The 16571-nt window shown below is 60.3% G+C and carries 18 protein-coding genes; 9 read left to right on the top strand and 9 right to left on the bottom strand.

Annotated elements, in window-relative coordinates:
- Positions 1-24 precede the first annotated feature (24 nt).
- From rdgB to R5R33_RS08550, 9 genes are all read left to right on the top strand, one after another.
- Complete coding sequence (rdgB, locus tag R5R33_RS08590) at positions 25-669, top strand: RdgB/HAM1 family non-canonical purine NTP pyrophosphatase (protein ID WP_318955607.1); 645 nt, start codon at positions 25-27, stop codon at positions 667-669.
- 3 nt (positions 670-672) lie between these two features.
- Positions 673-1899 (top strand): radical SAM family heme chaperone HemW, encoded by a 1227-nt coding sequence (gene hemW, locus R5R33_RS08585; protein WP_318955606.1) that lies wholly within the window; start codon positions 673-675, stop codon positions 1897-1899.
- A gap of 182 nt (positions 1900-2081) precedes the next feature.
- Complete coding sequence (gene trxA / locus R5R33_RS08580; protein ID WP_318955605.1) at positions 2082-2408, top strand: thioredoxin TrxA; 327 nt, start codon at positions 2082-2084, stop codon at positions 2406-2408.
- Between the two features lie 443 nt (positions 2409-2851).
- Positions 2852-4111, top strand: a complete 1260-nt coding sequence (gene rho, locus R5R33_RS08575; protein ID WP_105102741.1) for a transcription termination factor Rho — start codon at positions 2852-2854, stop codon at positions 4109-4111.
- 297 nt (positions 4112-4408) lie between these two features.
- Positions 4409-4693, top strand: a complete 285-nt coding sequence (locus R5R33_RS08570; protein WP_318955604.1) for an RNA recognition motif domain-containing protein — start codon at positions 4409-4411, stop codon at positions 4691-4693.
- 188 nt (positions 4694-4881) lie between these two features.
- On the top strand, positions 4882-6345 hold the full coding sequence (gene ubiD / locus R5R33_RS08565; protein ID WP_318955603.1) for a 4-hydroxy-3-polyprenylbenzoate decarboxylase: 1464 nt from the start codon (positions 4882-4884) through the stop codon (positions 6343-6345).
- A 154-nt stretch (positions 6346-6499) separates the two neighbouring features.
- Complete coding sequence (locus tag R5R33_RS08560) at positions 6500-6706, top strand: hypothetical protein (protein ID WP_318955602.1); 207 nt, start codon at positions 6500-6502, stop codon at positions 6704-6706.
- A gap of 153 nt (positions 6707-6859) precedes the next feature.
- On the top strand, positions 6860-7036 hold the full coding sequence (locus R5R33_RS08555; protein WP_404810390.1) for a PLD nuclease N-terminal domain-containing protein: 177 nt from the start codon (positions 6860-6862) through the stop codon (positions 7034-7036).
- A 28-nt stretch (positions 7037-7064) separates the two neighbouring features.
- Positions 7065-7418, top strand: coding sequence for a cupin domain-containing protein (locus tag R5R33_RS08550; RefSeq protein ID WP_318955600.1), 354 nt, complete (start codon positions 7065-7067; stop codon positions 7416-7418).
- A gap of 5 nt (positions 7419-7423) precedes the next feature.
- Here the strand turns inward: R5R33_RS08550 and R5R33_RS08545 are convergent, their stop codons facing one another.
- The 9 genes from R5R33_RS08545 to gshB form a co-directional block, all read right to left on the bottom strand.
- Positions 7424-8491: an alpha/beta fold hydrolase gene (locus tag R5R33_RS08545; protein WP_318955599.1), complete on the bottom strand. Its 1068-nt coding sequence runs from the start codon at positions 8489-8491 to the stop codon at positions 7424-7426.
- Positions 8492-8533: 42 nt separating this feature from the next.
- On the bottom strand, positions 8534-9787 hold the full coding sequence (locus tag R5R33_RS08540; RefSeq protein ID WP_318955598.1) for a heme biosynthesis HemY N-terminal domain-containing protein: 1254 nt from the start codon (positions 9785-9787) through the stop codon (positions 8534-8536).
- Entirely contained in the window at positions 9784-11226 is a 1443-nt protein-coding gene (locus R5R33_RS08535; protein WP_318955597.1) for a uroporphyrinogen-III C-methyltransferase, read from the bottom strand. Before R5R33_RS08535 ends, R5R33_RS08540 begins: the two co-directional genes overlap by 4 nt.
- A 168-nt stretch (positions 11227-11394) precedes the next feature.
- On the bottom strand, positions 11395-12216 hold the full coding sequence (locus R5R33_RS08530; RefSeq protein WP_318955596.1) for a uroporphyrinogen-III synthase: 822 nt from the start codon (positions 12214-12216) through the stop codon (positions 11395-11397).
- 16 nt (positions 12217-12232) lie between these two features.
- Positions 12233-13174, bottom strand: coding sequence for a hydroxymethylbilane synthase (gene hemC, locus R5R33_RS08525; RefSeq protein WP_318955595.1), 942 nt, complete (start codon positions 13172-13174; stop codon positions 12233-12235).
- Positions 13175-13232: 58 nt separating this feature from the next.
- Positions 13233-13661, bottom strand: a complete 429-nt coding sequence (gene ruvX / locus R5R33_RS08520; protein WP_318955594.1) for a Holliday junction resolvase RuvX — start codon at positions 13659-13661, stop codon at positions 13233-13235.
- A 52-nt stretch (positions 13662-13713) separates the two neighbouring features.
- Complete coding sequence (locus tag R5R33_RS08515; RefSeq protein WP_318955593.1) at positions 13714-14307, bottom strand: YqgE/AlgH family protein; 594 nt, start codon at positions 14305-14307, stop codon at positions 13714-13716.
- 62 nt (positions 14308-14369) lie between these two features.
- Positions 14370-15299 carry an energy transducer TonB gene (locus tag R5R33_RS08510; protein ID WP_318955592.1) on the bottom strand — a complete coding sequence of 310 codons (930 nt, stop codon included), beginning with the start codon at positions 15297-15299 and terminating at the stop codon, positions 14370-14372.
- Between the two features lie 86 nt (positions 15300-15385).
- On the bottom strand, positions 15386-16342 hold the full coding sequence (gene gshB / locus R5R33_RS08505) for a glutathione synthase (RefSeq protein ID WP_318955591.1): 957 nt from the start codon (positions 16340-16342) through the stop codon (positions 15386-15388).
- Positions 16343-16571: the final 229 nt, after the last annotated feature.

Genomic DNA, 16571 nt, shown 5'->3' with positions numbered 1-16571 from the left:
AATCCCCTGATATAGAAAGCCCCCATGGATAAGATTGTTCTCGCCAGCGGCAACGCGGGCAAACTGAAAGAATTTTCCCAGTTGTTTGCGGGCTGGCAGATCGCGGTGTTGCCGCAGTCGGATTTTGTTAGTGAAGAGGCGGCGGAGACAGGTCTCAGCTTTATCGAGAACGCACTGATCAAGGCCCGCCACGCCAGTCACGCCAGTGGCCTGCCGGCGCTGGCGGATGATTCCGGGCTTGCGGTAGATGCGCTCGGTGGCGCGCCGGGTATCTACTCCGCGCGCTACGCAGGGGCCGGCGCCAGCGACGCGGACAACAATCGCAAGCTGCTGGAGGCGCTGGAGAATGTGCCGGCAGAATTGCGCACTGCCAGCTTCCACTGCGCGCTGGCCTTTGTGCGCACCCCGGAAGACCCGGTGCCGCTGGTGTGTACCGCGCGCTGGCAGGGCCTGATCCTGAATCATCTGGCGGGCGATCAGGGGTTCGGTTACGACCCGCTGTTCTATGTCCCGTCGGAAAAGCTGACGTCCGCACAGCTGCCGCGGGAGGTAAAAAATCGTCTCAGCCATCGCGCGCGGGCGGTGAAGAAGTTCGAGCAGTTGTGGCACGAGGAAATGGTGTTACCGGAACAGCAGCAGCTTGCGGGTTCCGGCAAGACGCTGTTGTGAGTGATGCCCGTGGCCAACGATTTATTGCCCCTGCGACTGCCCCCCCTCAGCCTCTACGTGCATATCCCTTGGTGTGTGCGCAAATGCCCTTACTGTGATTTCAACTCCCATGTGGCGACGCATATCGCCGCTGGCGCCGAGCCCAGCGGCGATCAGCTGCCGGAAGTCGACTATGTGGACCAGCTGGAGCGCGATTTGCGCAGCCAGTTGCCCTGGGTACACGGGCGCAAACTGGGTTCCATTTTTTTCGGCGGCGGCACGCCAAGCCTGTTTTCACCGGCGGCGATCGGGCGGATTCTGGATCTGGCGGAATCCCTGGTGGGCTTCAGGGACGGCATTGAAATTACCCTGGAGGCCAATCCGGGTACCTTCGAGCAGGCCAAGTTTGCCGGCTATCACAGCGCCGGGGTCAATCGCCTGTCGATTGGGGTGCAGAGCTTTGACCCGCTGCAGTTGCAGAACCTGGGGCGCATCCACACCGGACCGGAAGCCGAGATCGCGGCCACCCAGGCCCGCAGCGCAGGCTTTAAGAATATCAACATCGACCTGATGCACGGCCTGCCGGGTCAGTCGCAGACCGATGCGCTGCGGGATCTGCAGCGCGCGGTGGACCTGGGGGTTGAGCACATCTCCTGGTACCAGCTGACCATCGAACCCAATACCGCGTTTTACTCGGCGCCCCCGGTCACCCCAGGTTCTGAGGAGATCGCAGCCATCCAGCAGGCGGGCAGGGCGTATCTGGCAGAGCGAGGCTATGGCCGTTACGAGGTCTCCGCCTACAGTCGCGCCGGCCTCGCCTCACTGCACAATCTGAACTACTGGTCATTTGCCGACTATGTCGGCATCGGCGCCGGCGCCCACGGCAAGTTCACCCTGCCGGACAGCGGCCGCATCATCCGCACCCAGCGCACCCGCACCCCGCGGGATTATCTGGCGCTCGGCTGTGAGGTCGGTGAGGGCGGGCTCGATTTTCCTCTGCCCAAGGTCGCCGATGTGGCGGTGGAGGAGCGGCCGCTGGAGTTCCTGATGAACGCGCTGCGCCTCGTCGAGGGCGTGCCTGCGGAGTCCTTCTCCGCCTATACCGGGCTGCCACTGTCGGCACTGGCGCGGGAGTGGCAGCGGCTGGAAGCGATGGAGCTGGTGGTCCCGCTGGCATCCCGCATTGCCACCACCGCGTTCGGGTATGACTACGTGGACGAGATCCTGCAGCGCTTTTTGCCGGCGGGCTGATCGGCCATCGCACGGCCTTGAAAATTGCATTGCTGGTCCCCACATAGAGGCAAATGCCAACTGATATGGCGAAATGCCAATGGTGGCGAGCCCATTTGCCTTGCGGGGCCTGCAGGCGCTACTTATCATGTCTGCCGACGCGGCCCCCGAGCCCGAAGAATACAGAACCACAGGAAACCACTATGAGCGCGAATATCGTCAACGTCACAGATGCAGAATTTGAAGCCGAAGTACTCAAGGCCGAAGGTCCGGTACTGGTGGACTTCTGGGCCCAGTGGTGCGGCCCCTGCAAGATGATCGCGCCGGTTCTGGAAGATCTGGCTGGTCACTACGGCGAGAAACTGAAAATCGTCAAAGTCGACGTGGACTCCAACAAGGAAGCGGCGGCCAAGTACAACGTGCGCGGTATCCCCACCCTGCTGCTGTTCAAGGGCGGCAACGTGGAGGGCACCAAGGTGGGCGCCCTGTCCCGTGCGCAGCTGACCGAGTTTATCGACAGCCAGATCTGATTCCTCATCAGATCCCTGGTCCCGGGGCGCCTTGTGCGCCCCGTGTCGTTTGTGGCCGTTTGCAGCGCGGGATGCGCCAATAACGGGGGCCTCAGGCCGATGAAATAGGCCTTGCAGGATGCCGAACTGCCGTTATACTGCCTAGTAATCAAGTTAACTGTTCAGTACAAATCTGAGCCAAGTCGCCAACCCCGCTGTCGATCCAGCCTCTCCGGCGCATACTCCTCAAGTTGAACGATCCTCCCCTCTGGCGCCTTTGCCATATCAAGCGTGCCAATGTGAGCGGTAATCCGTTTTCCGAAGAGTGATGAATTGCGTGCGGTCAGCCAGTCCGTCGGCAGGTCTTTACGGGCAACACCAACATCGAACTTTCAACTCCCTCCGCAGAAACATCCGGCGCGTCCGCGCCAACGGATAGCAGAAACCTCTATAAAGCAATTGGTATGAATCTTTCTGAATTAAAAACAAAACCCATTGAAGAACTGATTGAAATTGCCAAGGGCATGGGGCTCGAGAACCTCGCCCGCTCGCGCAAACAGGACATCATTTTCAACATCCTCAAGCGCCACGCCAAAAGCGGCGAAGACATCTACGGCGAGGGTGTATTGGAAATTCTTCAGGACGGGTTTGGTTTCCTGCGCTCGGCCGACTCCTCCTACCTTGCCGGCCCCGATGATATCTATGTTTCTCCGAGCCAGATTCGCCGTTTCAACCTTCGCACCGGCGATTCCATTTCCGGCAAGATTCGCCCCCCCAAAGAAGGTGAGCGCTATTTTGCCCTGCTGAAAGTCAGCGATATCAATTTCGACAAGCCGGAAAACGCCCGCAACAAGATTCTTTTCGAAAACCTCACGCCACTGTTTCCCAATGACCGCCTCACCCTCGAGTGCGGAAACGGCTCCTCCGAAGACCTCATCGGCCGTATCATCGACCTGATCGCTCCCATCGGTAAAGGCCAGCGCGGCCTGATCGTGGCACCGCCCAAAGCCGGTAAAACCATCATGTTGCAGAACATGGCCCAGGCCATCACCCGCAACAACCCGGAGTGTCACCTGATCGTGCTGCTGATCGACGAGCGTCCGGAAGAAGTTACCGAGATGCAGCGCTCCGTGCGTGGCGAAGTGGTTGCGTCTACCTTCGACGAGCCGCCGGCCCGCCACGTGCAGGTCGCGGAAATGGTGATCGAGAAGGCCAAGCGCCTGGTAGAGCACAAGAAAGACGTAGTGATCCTGCTGGACTCCATCACTCGTCTGGCGCGCGCCTACAACACCACCGTGCCGAGCTCCGGCAAGGTCCTGACCGGTGGTGTGGACGCCCATGCCCTGGAGCGCCCGAAGCGCTTCTTTGGTGCAGCGCGCAATATCGAGGAGGGCGGCAGCCTCTCCATCATCGCCACCGCGCTGGTGGATACCGGGTCCAAGATGGACGAGGTTATCTTCGAAGAGTTCAAGGGCACCGGCAACATGGAGCTGCAGCTGGACCGCAAGATCGCCGAGAAGCGCGTCTACCCGGCCATCAATGTCCGCCGCTCCGGCACCCGCCGCGAAGAGCTGCTGATGCCGGAAGGCGAAATGCAGCGGGTCTGGATCCTGCGCAAGCTGCTGCACGATATGGAAGACCTGGCAGCCACCGAGTTCCTGATCGACAAACTGAAGGACTTCAAGACCAACGACGAGTTCTTCCTGTCCATGAAGCGGAAATAAACCCTATATAGGAAAAAGGCCGGCGGGATGCGTCGGCCTTTTTTGTATCGTTTAGATTATTTTTGCAATGCGACGAATGAGGCGGGAAATTACGCCGATTCCTGTTGAAATGGCAGGGCGTTAGGCATATAAAGGCCAGCATTGCGGCGTAAATGACCAATGTTTACGCCACCCGAATTGGTCACAGGCGGCTGGGAAGTCGGCTGAACCCAGACCAATCTCAACTGGATAACGTGGTGGAGCTGGTTATCCAATTGTGAATCTCGACAGCCCACTTACCTCTAGTGAGACTTTTTTGTGAATATCTATATCGGAAATCTGGCCTACGGCGTAACCTCTGACGATCTGCACCAAGCTTTCGGTGCGTTCGGTGAAATCTCCCGGGCTACTGTAATCACTGACCGGGAAACTGGCCGTTCTAAAGGTTTTGGTTTCGTAGAAATGCCGAACGACGACGAAGCGCGTAAGGCTATCGAAGGAATGAATGACCAGCCGCTGTCTGGCCGTAACATCCGTGTTAACGAAGCCAAGCCGCGCGAAGACAACCGTGGCGGTGACCGCCCGCGTCGTCCCCGCTTCTAAGTTATCGCTTAGATGCTCGGCAGCCCGCAGCTAGTGCTGCGGGTTGTTCAAATCCCCCCTCCAGCCTCTTCGTCCTACCTCTCCGGTACGACGGTGTGCTCTCGTTTGTTCCCCGCTTTTCCATTTTTCCCCATTTGCTCGCGACTGTTTTACACTGCCCGCTGAATTTTCTGGTCTACCGGTAAAACATGAAATACAAAGACCTGCGCGACTTTATCCGCTTGCTGGAAAAACGCGGATTGCTGAAACGCATCAAACACCCTGTCAGCCCTCATCTGGAAATGACCGAAATTGCCGATCGCGTATTGCGCGCTGGCGGTCCCGCCCTGCTGTTTGAAAACCCCACCGGCTGCGATACCCCGGTACTCGCCAACCTGTTCGGCACGTCCGAGCGCGTTGCCCTCGGTATGGGTCGCGAATCGGTCAGCGAGCTCAGGGAGGTGGGTGAACTACTCGCGTTTCTGAAGGAGCCGCAGCCCCCGGAAGGATTCAGGGACGCATGGGAAAAACTCCCCATCTTCAAGCAAGTCATGAATATGGGGCCGAAGGTGGTCAGCAAGGCGGACTGCCAGGAAATCGAGCTGGATAGCGATGACATTGACCTGGCTCGCCTGCCAATCCAGACCTGTTGGCCGGGAGATGCCGCACCGCTGGTGACCTGGCCCCTGGTCATCACCCGCGGGCCGGAGAAGAAGCGCCAGAACCTCGGTATCTACCGTATGCAGCTGATCGGCAAGAATCGCCTGATCATGCGCTGGCTCTCCCACCGTGGTGGTGCGCTGGACTTCCGCGACTGGCAGATGAAGTTTCCCGGTGAGCCCTTTCCCGTTGCCGTGGCGCTCGGGGCCGATCCCGCCACCATCCTCGGTGCCGTCACCCCGGTGCCGGACACTCTCTCGGAATACGCCTTCGCCGGACTTCTGCGCGGTGGCAAAACCGAAGTGGCAGAAGCAAAGCTCAGCAACTTGCAGGTGCCCGCGAGTGCCGAATATGTGCTGGAAGGGTTTATCTACCCGGAGGATATGGCCGATGAGGGTCCCTACGGTGATCACACCGGTTATTACAATGAAGTAGACAGCTTCCCGGTATTTACCGTGGAAAAAATCACTCATCGCAAAGACCCTATCTACCACAGCACCTACACCGGGCGCCCACCGGATGAGCCGGCGGTGCTGGGAGAAGCGCTCAACGAAGTGTTCGTCCCCATCCTGCGCAAGCAATTCCCGGAAATCGTCGATTTCTATCTGCCCCCGGAAGGCTGCTCCTACCGGCTCGCCGTGGTCACCATGAAGAAACAATATCCCGGTCACGCCAAGCGCGTGATGATGGGTGTGTGGTCTTTCCTGCGGCAATTTATGTACACCAAGTTCGTCATCGTCACCGATGACGATGTCAACGCGCGCGACTGGAAAGATGTGATCTGGGCCATGACCACCAGAATGGACCCGGCCCGCGATACCGTCATGGTGGAAAATACCCCGATCGACTATCTCGACTTCGCGTCGCCGGTATCCGGACTCGGCTCAAAAATTGGTTTTGACGCGACCAATAAATGGGAAGGGGAGACCACCCGAGAGTGGGGCAGGCCGATCGTCAAAGATCCGCAAGTGACACAGCGGATTGACGAAATCTGGAACAAGCTCGGCTTGTAATCCGTATGGAAGCTTCCGGATAGAAGCGAATTGGCACAATGTGAGTGTTTATATACCAGCATTTATATGCAGCAATGGCGTGTATATAAACACTCGATACCAAATAAAGCTGTTATATTTCAGCCAATACTCCATGGATCGGAAATCAAACAACATGAAAAAATCTTCTATCACCACATTGGTCGCTGTTCTCGGACTAATCACTGCCGTTTTGAGTCAATTAATATTGAAAATTGATAGCGGTAATTTTGCCTTTGGATTGAGTTCAGATTTTTGGGGCGGTTTTGTAATTAGTGCAGGGATCGGCCTGATGCTTGTGCTGTTATCCGTGCTTTATTCCAAATCAAAAAGCTCCGAGTGAAAAGCCAGACAACAACGCGAAACTGTTTTTGTGGCCTTTTCATTCAGTAGTTTGTTGCGTGGTATCGGCTGTTAGCGCTTATAGCTAGCGTAGCCATTATTGATGGATCGAGAGTCATATTCGCTTATCGTGTAAGCAGAAATGGAGGATTCTATGGAAGGTCTGCTGGGGTTATTGATCTTTATTGCCGATATCTACGCCATCATAAAAATTTTACAAAGCTCCGCGAGTGGGCTTAAGAAACTCATATGGGTGTTGATCGTGTTGATTCTGCCGGTAATCGGTTTAATCGCATGGTTTTTTGCCGGCCCTGGTGGCAAGGCCGGTTGATTCGAAGGCCTGAGCGGTTTCCGGACCAGTGAAATCGATAGTCACCAATATCCTGTCGATGCTCCCGGACACAACGCAGGGGGAGGTGTTTGACAGTATTGTGGCGGGTGATCATGTCAGGGTTGAACGTATTGTTTCCGGTGGGCAGGTGACGCCGGAGGGGGCATGGTATGACCAGGCTGAGCACGAGTGGGTGCTGGTACTTGCGGGGGCGGCACGGCTTGAGATTGAGGAGCCTGCCGCGCGCGGTGATCCGCCATCGTGGCGAGAGGTGGCTCTTGCGCAAGGCGATTGCCTGAATATTCCCGCGCATTGCAAACACCGGGTCAGCTGGACGGACCCGGATCGGCCGACCGTCTGGCTGGCCGTATTCTATCGATGAGCGGTTTATCCGTTACTTTGCAGGAATTCCGTCATTGCCTTGATGTAGCGGCTGAAGGCTTCGTACTGTGGCACATGACCGACATTTTCCAGCTCCACCAGTTTCGCATGCGGGATTTTTTCGGCGGCCCTTTTCCCGAGCAGGTCGTAGCGGCCGAGTTGCAGCTGCGCTGATTTCGGTGCGCGGTTGCGACCGATGGCTGTCTTGTCGCGGGTGCCGATAATCAGCAGCGTTGGCGCGCTGATACCGGGAAACTCGTAGACCACTGGCTGGGTAAACACCATGTCGGATGTGCGCGCGTCGATAACCGCGATTTTTTCCGCATCAGCACCAATCGTCCAGCCACCCTGAATGTCCAGCAGGGTGTTGTACTCGGGTTTCCATTTGCCATCGAAGTAGGCCTGGGTCATGTAACCTTTGACCATCTCCGGCGTCTGGCTTTTTTCCGCAGCAATCGCTTCTTCAATGGGCTGGTAGGGTACGACCGTTTTCCAGTCTTCCAGACCGATCGGGTTGATCAGAATCAGTTTTTCCACACTCTGTGGATACATCAGTGCGAAACGCGCGGCGAGCATGCCGCCCATGGAATGCCCAGCGAGTTGTACCCTGTGGATACCGAGGTGCTTGAGCAGCGTATTGGTATGTTCGGCGAGTGCCTGAAAGCTGAACTGGAAATCCAGCGGTTTGCTGGATTTGCCGAAACCGATCTGGTCCGGGACGATAACGCGGTATCCCCGATCACTGAGCGCCTGAATGGTGGACTGCCAGTAGGCGCCGGAGAAATTTTTCCCGTGCAGTAGCAGGACGGTACCTTGCGGTTGTGTGTCTCCTGCACTCGGCCCTACGTCCATATACGCCATGCGCAATTTATTGCCGTGGTCGTCATCCGCAGGTTGTTGGCTGGGCAGTGTGAGAAATTTTACAGGATAGGGGTAGGGGTAGTTACTGAGCTGGGCGTCCCGGGGCTGAACCTGGTAATTCTCAGCGGCAGCCGCAATCGGCAGTTGCGCCTGCAAAATGGCAGCGGTGCAGAGCGCGCTTAAGCATGCGCGCAGCACTTTTCGATTTTTCATTTATTATCCGTTAGCAGGCCGCAGGCAAAAGTGCACTATTGTTCAATGAGTGTCGGCGCTGAGCATGCCCGTACTCTCATCCGGCAGCGGCAATTGCGGCAGGTCGGATACCGCTTGTAGTAACCCTTGTTCATACAGGCGCGCCGCCTGGTCTTTTTCGCCGAGGGCGTACAGCAACCGCGCGAGTTCTGCCGAGGTGGCGGGGTCGGCGCGCAGCAACAGGCTCTTTTCGAAATACTGCCGGGCCTTGCCCCAGATTTCATTGCGCAGGCACAGTCGACCCAGGCAGGTGAGCAGGTCGGCGTTCTCGCCGTACTCCTTTTGCCAGCCGTCGGCGACGCCGAGCTGCTGGTTGGCATCGGCACCGGTAAGCAGCCCGTACAGACGTACCGTGTCGCCGCGCCATTCCCGGTTCAGAATCCAGCGCAGTTGTTTTTCCGCTTCCAGATCGTCGCTAACCTTGTGCAACATTTCGCCGTAGAGGTTGCGCAGTTCTATATTCCGCTGCCAGCGGCCGTTGAGGCTCTGCCAGATTTCCCGCAGTTTTTCCGTATCGTTGCGATTGGCGGCGTCGCGCAGCAGGTTCTGGTACACCTCGAGCTCAAGCTGCTGCAGCTGTGATTCCGGCATGGTGCCGTGCTTTTCCAGTCGCGGCAGCAACTCCCGCAGACCGTTCCATTCGCCGATGTGGTAGTACGCCTGACGCAGCAGTTGCAGCAGCGCGGGGTGGTTGGGTTCTTCCTGCATGGCGCGCTGCAAGCTGGCGATGCACTGCTCGTAGTGCTTGTCGAGCAATTGCATGCGCGCCTGGCTGATGGCGACAGCGAGCTGGGTGTCGTCGCCGGTGGCTTCCGCTTTCGCCAGCAGTTCGTTGGCTTCATCGCGGTAGCCCAGTTCGAAGGCACTGCGCGCGGCAGCCAGATAGTTGATGATGGGGGCGTCGGAGCGCGCGGCGCTTTTCAGCAGCAGGCGGCGGGCGCGGGCCCAGTTGCCTTCCATATATTCCACGAGCCCGTTGGTGAGCCTGCGGCGGGCCGTGCGGCTGCGGCCGAAACGGATGCGACTGACACTGCCCTCGATGACACGGGCGATACTGCGCAGCAGCCAGATAAACAGGAACAGCGCGAGGATGCCGAGGGCGAGGCCGCCCACCGCCACCCACAGGTTCATTTCAATCCGTTTGCCGGAATCCCCGCCGACCATCAACAACAGGTAGCCCGGGTAAGAGCGCATGGCCTCCGCCAGCAGCGCACCGCCCAACAGCAGGACCAGCGTGAAAAATAGAAAGCGCTTCACGGTTGCTCGCCTCCGTTATCGCTGTCCGGCGATTGCCCGGAGGAGACCTTGTGCATGCGGTCGATGTAATTGCGCAGGGCGCTCTGTGACGCGCTGAGATTCGGCAGGTCCGTGGTGATTTTCTGTTGGCCCAGATCTTCCAGTTCGCTCAGGATTACCTGCCGCTGGGGGTTGTCCACGCCATAATCCAGCAGCAGCTGGCGAGCGTGGGCGAGTGAGTCCTTGTACACGGTGTCATCCGCGCGCAGTACCGCGAGTTCCGCCTGTTCCATATTCAGGCGCAGGCTCTGGCGGAAGCGGGTTTCGCTCTGGGGCGACAGCAGAACCGGGTCTACCTCGCCGTCGCGAATACGCACGGAACCCTTGAGGAAATCGACGAAGTTATCCCAGCTTGAGCGGAAATGGTCTTCGCCCACGTCCCTGTTGTCCGCCTGATGCTGCGCCGCGGCGACATCGCGCTTGGCGAGGTCGAACTGGGGCTGGATATTCAGGTTCACCATCTGCTCTTCCAGTGCGCGCAGACGCAGGTACAGGCCTTCGCGGTCGACATTTTCCGCCAGCTTCAATGCGGTGATGTCGCGCGCGAGTTGCTGGCGTACGCCATAGAGATCCGGCAGGTCCACGTCGCGCACAATGGTATCCACTTCCTGCAGCAGGCCGAGTGCGGCGCGGCTGTCCTGCTCCAGCATCAGGCGCTGGTTGGCGAGGCGCAGCAGGTAATCCGCTTCGGCCAGTTGCCAGTCTTCGCGGCTGGCATTGCCCAGTTGGCTGAGACGGTTGCCCTGGGCGGTGACATTGCGCTGCAGGCCGGCGAGCTGTTGCTCGAGTTGCTGGATGGTCTGGCTCTGTTGCGCCAGCTGTTCGCGCAGCTGAACAATCATCTGCGCACTGTGATCCTGAGGGGGTACCGGCGAGGTACTGGAGGGTTCCGGTGGGCGGGACTCGTCAGGCTGCAATACTGGCTGCTCGGGCACCGGCGCTACGCTGGTTGGGGCCTGGGCGTTCGTCTCATCTGAGGGCACTTGTGGAGCCTCGGGTGCCGACTGGCTGCTATCCGCTTCGGACGTATTTTGTGCATCGCTGGAGCGCGTGCCGCTGCTGTCTGTTGCGAAGTGCTGGCCGATCACCGGCAGGGACTGCAACTGCTCGCTCAGCTGCTGGCGCACGCCGGGCACCAGGTACCAGGCCGCGACTGCGGCGGCAACCAGCAGCAGTAGCAACAGCCAGAACCAGCGCCACGCGCTGCGTTTTTTTACCGTGCGGGGCGCGGATACTTTGCCGGCTGTTTTCCCGGTATCGGCCTTGGCGAAATTGCTTTTGGGCTCGGCCTTTTCGGTTACCAGCGGAATGTGTTGTTGGTTGTCGGCCTTGATGTCCGGGTTGTTGCTGCGGGCGCTGTTCTCGGTACCGGAAGAAGGCGGGACTTTTTTATCGCTCATGGACTCGTCTGCTCAGAGTGGACGCCGAAAGGCACGGGCTTTTGCCAGATACGTCACAGGCGGCGCGGATGCCGGAAGAAATTTTGTCGCCAAATTATAGCGACTGAAGTGGCTCTTTATACGAAGTCTGGCGCGGAAATAAAATTTTTTACCGACGCTGGCGCGGAATCAGGAGTGGCCGGCGGTATTGCTGGTGTCTGAGTTGCCGGCGAGGGTGCACTCCAGCGCCACCAGCATGGCACTGTTGCCGGCGTTGGTGGCGGCCTGGGCGCGGACAAAACCCTGTGCGCGAGCACTGGCGGCAACGCGCGGGCTGGGGCAGACCAGCGGGCATGCCAACAATTGCTGGCGGCCGCTGCTGGCCAGTGCGGCGGTGAGGTTGTCCAGGGTTTCGCCGCTGTGCACGACGATGGCGTCGGGCAGCTGCACATAGTTGCGCAGCTGCTCGGTGGCATCGGCGGGAAGCACCCGCCGGTATAGCTCGCAGTAGTCGAGGCGCGCGCCGCGAGCTTTCAGGGTGTCGCCGATCAATGTGCGCCCGCCCTGGCCGCGGAAAATGATCACGCGCTCGTCGCGAGGGTTCTGTAGTGCGGGGAGTGCCAGTAGCGCCTCGGAATCCATGGTGCTTTCGTCGGCCTCGAGGGGATGGCTTTGCGGCTCGGCGCCGCGCGCGCGGATGGCGCTGGCAGTGGCGGCACCGATGCCGTAGTAGCGTGGGCCCTGTGGCAGTTGCGGCCAGAAGTCGTCGAGCCAGTCGAAGGCGTACTGCACCGCGTTCTGGGACACAAAGATGGCGTGGTCGAACTGGTCGAAGTCCATCACCAGGTTGCGGATTGCCTGGACGCCGTCACCGCCGGTGATCGGGGTAATCTCCAGCAGCGGGATGCTGTCCACCTGTGCGCCTTGCGCCTGCAACAGATCACGGAAGCCGCCGCTCTGGTGAGCGGGGCGGGTGATCAGGATGCGCCGGCCGGCGAGTGGACTGGTCACTATTTACGCTTCGCCATCAAAGATTGGCGAGGATCTTGTCGGCGCCGGCCTGCAGCAATTGTTCCGCAAGGCGGATACCAAGGGCTTCGGCGTCGGCCGCATTCCCATGTACTTCCGCGTGCAGCATGGTGGCGCCGTCGGGGCTGCCCACCAGGCCGCGCAGGTGCATGCCGCCGTTGCCATCGAGCACCGCGTAGCTGCCGATGGGTACCTGACAGCCGCCGTTGAGGCGGCGCACTACCGCACGCTCGGCGGCGAGGCGGGTGCTGGTCTCGCTGCAGTGCAGCGGTTTGAGTAAAGCTTCCAGTGCCGGGTCGCGGCGGGACTCAATGCCCACGGCGCCCTGGCCGCCGGCGGGCAACAGCACTTCCGGTTCGATATAGGCGGCGATGCGCTCGCGCATTTCCAGGCGCAGAAGGCCGGCGGCAGCGAGGATGATGGCGTCGTAATCGCCGGCATCGAGCTTGGCCAGGCGGGTGTTGACGTTACCGCGCAGGAATTTCACCTCGAGGTCCGGGCGCACCGCCAGCAGCTGGCACTGGCGGCGCAGGCTGGATGTGCCCACCACCGCGCCCTGGGGCAGTTCTGTCACGGAGGCGTAGTGATTGCTCACGAAGGCGTCGCGGGGGTCTTCCCGCTCGCAGATCACCGGCAGGTGCAGACCCTCGGGGAATTCCATCGGCACGTCTTTCATGGAGTGCACCGCGATATCCGCGAGGCCATCGAGCATGGCCTTTTCCAGCTCCTTCACGAACAGGCCCTTGCCGCCCACCTTGTTCAGCGGGATATCCAGCAGCTGGTCGCCGCGGCTGGTCAGCGGCAGCAGTTCCACGCTGAGTTCGGGGTGATGCAGCTCCAGCTGTTGCTTGACGTAGTTGGCCTGCCACAGGGCGAGGGCGCTCTCGCGGGTGGCGATACGGATCTTGTGAATGCTGTTGTTGGCGAGGGTGTCAGACATGCGGGGGAACTGTCGTGGTTGAGAATTCGCGCGCAAGTTTACCAGTTTGTGCGCGGGATTACTGAGCGCTGTACTGGCGCAGCCAATCCTCGAGAAAGATGCGCGCGGCGATGGAGTCCACCGGGTCACTGGCGTAGTGGCCGCGGTGACCGCGCCCGCGGGCTTCCTCCTTGGCGGCGCGGGTGCTGAGGCGCTCGTCGGCGTATTCCACCGGGAGGCCGAGGCGGCCGTGCAGCCGCTGGCCGAACTTGCGCGCGCGCGCACCAATCTCACTCTCGCTGCCATCCATATTGAGCGGCAGGCCCACCAGCAGCAGCCGCGGCTGCCACTCGTCGATCAGGCGCTGTACCTGGTTCCAGTCCGGCTGGCCGTCTCGCGCGCGCAATGGTTCGAGTTCGCGGGCGCTGCCGGTGAGGCTCTGGCCATAGGCGGTGCCAATGGAACTGGTGCCGAAGTCAAAGGCGAGGACGGTAAAGGGTTTGCTCATTGGAATTAGGGATGTAGGGGATATTGGTGAGATTTAGCTCGGGAATTTGTTATCAGGCGTGGCCGGACTGGGAGCTGATACCCGAAAGGTCGATTCCGTGACGTGCGGCGGCGGTGTGCCAGCGTTTTTCCATGGGCGTGGCGAACAGGATTTCCGGTTCCGCCGGCAGTGTCAGCCACGAGTTCTCGGCGATCTCCTGCTCCAGCTGCCCGGGGCCCCAACCGGCATAGCCCAGCGCCAGCAGCACATCGTCCGGGCCGCGACCGGCGGCGAGGGATTCGATGATGTCCTTGGAGGCGGTGAGGCTGATATCGTCGGAAACCTCGGCGGTGGAGGCGAATTGCATGCCGCGGCCGTGCAGCACGAATCCCTGCTCCTGTGCCACCGGCCCACCCACCAGTACCGGTTCCTGTCCGCGCAGGCTGGCATCGTCCAGTTGCATCTGGCTGAAGACCTCGCGCCAGGTGATGCGGCTCGGTGCGTTGATGACGATTCCCATGGTGCCTTCGGTGCTGTGTTCGCAGATGAACGTCACCGCATGCCTGAAACGCGGATCCTCCAGCCCGGGCATGGCGATCAGGAACTGGCCACGGAGACTGTTGTGGGTAAGGTCGCTGTCGAGGTTCACTGGGTGTTTGTAGTGCATGGGGCTTAGTTTAGCTGCTTCGCCGCAACAGGCGCGGTTTGCGCGGGTGTCCCGGGCGCGGATCAACCGCGGTCGGCACGGCCTTCGGCGGCGGTGGAAAACCCGGTCATCTCGAAGCGCCAGGTGCGGATGATCTCCAGGCGGTCGGCCTGTTTGCGGATCTCCGGCGGGAACGGCGCGAAGGGGGCGGCGAGACGCACGATCTGCTGGGCGGCGTCGTCGAGTATGCGCTCGCCGGACGACTCCAGGATCACCACTTCCTCAACCGCGCCGGTGGGCAGCAGTCGCACCATCATACGCAGGTTGCCGGTTATGTGTCGGGCCAGCGCCTCTTCGGGGAAGTTGTCATTGCCGACGGCCTCCACCTTCTGGCGCCAGTCGTGCAGATAGGCGGCATCGGCCGAGGCTTTGGTGGCCACCGAGGTGAGGCGGCGTACCCGCGGGCGCTGCGCGATGGTCTGGCGGATCTTGTCGAGGCGCGCCTGCAGGCTGGCGATCTCGGGGTTGGTGGGCGGCAGGTCGCTGGGTGCGTCGCCGCGCTTTTCTTCCGAGCGCTTGTCTTCGGCCGGCAATTCCGGCGCCTGCTCGGGGCTGTCACCGATGGTGGTGATCAGCTGGCGCAACTGGTCCGCCGGGCGCGCGGCCTGCTGCTGCGGCAGCGGATTGACCTGGCGGATACTGGTGTCGGCTATCTCAGCGCGGCGGTCGCTGGAGAGTTCTTTTGGGGTTTCGGCCGTACCGCTGGCCTGCTGGTTGTGCTGGGCCAGGTAGTCGGCGTCTTCCGGTGCATCCAGTGAGCGGTGCTGGGCGAGAGTGACCTCGAGGGTTGGCGGGGCCTCCTTCGCCTCGGGTGCGGTAAAGGCCACGCCAAAAATGAGCAGTGCGTGCAGCGCGCAGGCCAGGAACAGGGCGAAAGTGAAGCGGTCGCCCTGGCTGGGGGGCGTCGACTGGACACCCGGGTTGGGTTTGGATTGGCTGGCGGCTGCGGTCATTGTGATTATTGCTTTACTGCTGCTTTGTACGACTGATTTATTTTGGGGACTGTAATGGTCGATGCCGTGATATGGCAGGCGCCAGTTTATCCCTTTTTGTCCAGCCGGTCTGTGATCGCGCGCATCAACAGTCCGCCGATATCGGTGCCGTAGGCGGCGTCAATCTCGCGCACACAGGTGGGGCTGGTGACGTTCACTTCCGTGAGGTATTCGCCGATCACGTCGAGGCCGACAAACAGCAGGCCTTTTTCCTTCAGTTTCGGGCCAACCTTGCGGGCTATCCACAGGTCGCGCTCGCTCAGCGGGCGCGCTTCGCCGCGACCACCGGCGGCCAGGTTGCCGCGGGTCTCGCCGGCCAGAGGAATGCGCGCCAGGCAGAAAGGTACCGGCTCGCCATCGACCATCAGAATGCGTTTGTCACCGTCTTTGATCTCAGGAATATAGCGCTGCCCCATGATCTGGCGCTGGCCGTTGTCCGTGAGCATTTCGAGGATCGCGCCCAAATTGGCGCCGTCGGGTTTGACGTGAAAAATACCGGTGCCGCCCATGCCGTCGAGGGGTTTGAAGATGACGTCCTTGTGCTCGGCGTGGAAGGCGCGCAACAGTTGCATGTCGCGGCTGACGATCAGCGGCGGGATGCACTCGGCAAAGTGGGTGGCGAAGATTTTTTCATTGCAGTCGCGCAGGGATTGCGGGCTATTGGCTACCAGAGTGCCCGCGCGCTCGGCCGCTTCAAGGATATATGTGGAATATATGTACTCATTGTCGAACGGGGGATCGACACGCATCAGGATCACATCGAGATCACCCAGGTGCACCGGCTTGCGCTCGCCCAGTTCGAACCAGTTCTGCGGATCCTGGAACACCTGAAGTGGCGAGCCGTTGCCCATGGGCTTGCCGCTGTCGAGATACAGGTCGGATTGCAGAAAATAATGCAGCTCAAAACCTGCGCGCTGGGCCGCCAGCAGCAGGGCGAGGGTAGTGTCTTTTTTGTAGCTGATGTTGGCGATGGGGTCCATGACCACGCCGAGAGTCTGGCTCATACCGGTATCCGTGTGATGAATCTGTGCTGGCCGGGAGCCGGTTCGGAAGGACGTGCCGGCGGCCGCGGAAAATTCGGAATCTGCATCCGACTGTTACAGGTCGCTAAGGTAAGAGTAGCGGGCGAGCTCTGCAAGGTTGTGTGCGGCGGCGTCGCGGGGCGGAATTGCGGCCTTGCTCACAATTTAGCCATTGCCTGCTGCGCCCCCCGGTGGTCGCTAGATTCACTGT

This window comes from Microbulbifer pacificus (assembly GCF_033723955.1).
GTDB lineage: Bacteria > Pseudomonadota > Gammaproteobacteria > Pseudomonadales > Cellvibrionaceae > Microbulbifer > Microbulbifer pacificus.
Note: the sequence above shows the minus strand (reverse complement) of the source record. Positions and strands in the feature narration are given on the sequence as shown.

Coding starts and splice junctions, on each gene's coding strand:
- rdgB (WP_318955607.1), top strand. CDS start 25: ATGGATAAGATTGTTCTCGCCAGCGGCAACGCGGGCAAACTGAAAGAA.
- hemW (WP_318955606.1), top strand. CDS start 673: ATGCCCGTGGCCAACGATTTATTGCCCCTGCGACTGCCCCCCCTCAGC.
- trxA (WP_318955605.1), top strand. CDS start 2,082: ATGAGCGCGAATATCGTCAACGTCACAGATGCAGAATTTGAAGCCGAA.
- rho (WP_105102741.1), top strand. CDS start 2,852: ATGAATCTTTCTGAATTAAAAACAAAACCCATTGAAGAACTGATTGAA.
- ubiD (WP_318955603.1), top strand. CDS start 4,882: ATGAAATACAAAGACCTGCGCGACTTTATCCGCTTGCTGGAAAAACGC.
- R5R33_RS08560 (WP_318955602.1), top strand. CDS start 6,500: ATGAAAAAATCTTCTATCACCACATTGGTCGCTGTTCTCGGACTAATC.
- R5R33_RS08555 (WP_404810390.1), top strand. CDS start 6,860: ATGGAAGGTCTGCTGGGGTTATTGATCTTTATTGCCGATATCTACGCC.
- R5R33_RS08545 (WP_318955599.1), bottom strand. CDS start 8,491: ATGAAAAATCGAAAAGTGCTGCGCGCATGCTTAAGCGCGCTCTGCACC.
- R5R33_RS08535 (WP_318955597.1), bottom strand. CDS start 11,226: ATGAGCGATAAAAAAGTCCCGCCTTCTTCCGGTACCGAGAACAGCGCC.
- hemC (WP_318955595.1), bottom strand. CDS start 13,174: ATGTCTGACACCCTCGCCAACAACAGCATTCACAAGATCCGTATCGCC.
- ruvX (WP_318955594.1), bottom strand. CDS start 13,661: ATGAGCAAACCCTTTACCGTCCTCGCCTTTGACTTCGGCACCAGTTCC.
- R5R33_RS08515 (WP_318955593.1), bottom strand. CDS start 14,307: ATGCACTACAAACACCCAGTGAACCTCGACAGCGACCTTACCCACAAC.
- R5R33_RS08510 (WP_318955592.1), bottom strand. CDS start 15,299: ATGACCGCAGCCGCCAGCCAATCCAAACCCAACCCGGGTGTCCAGTCG.
- gshB (WP_318955591.1), bottom strand. CDS start 16,342: ATGAGCCAGACTCTCGGCGTGGTCATGGACCCCATCGCCAACATCAGC.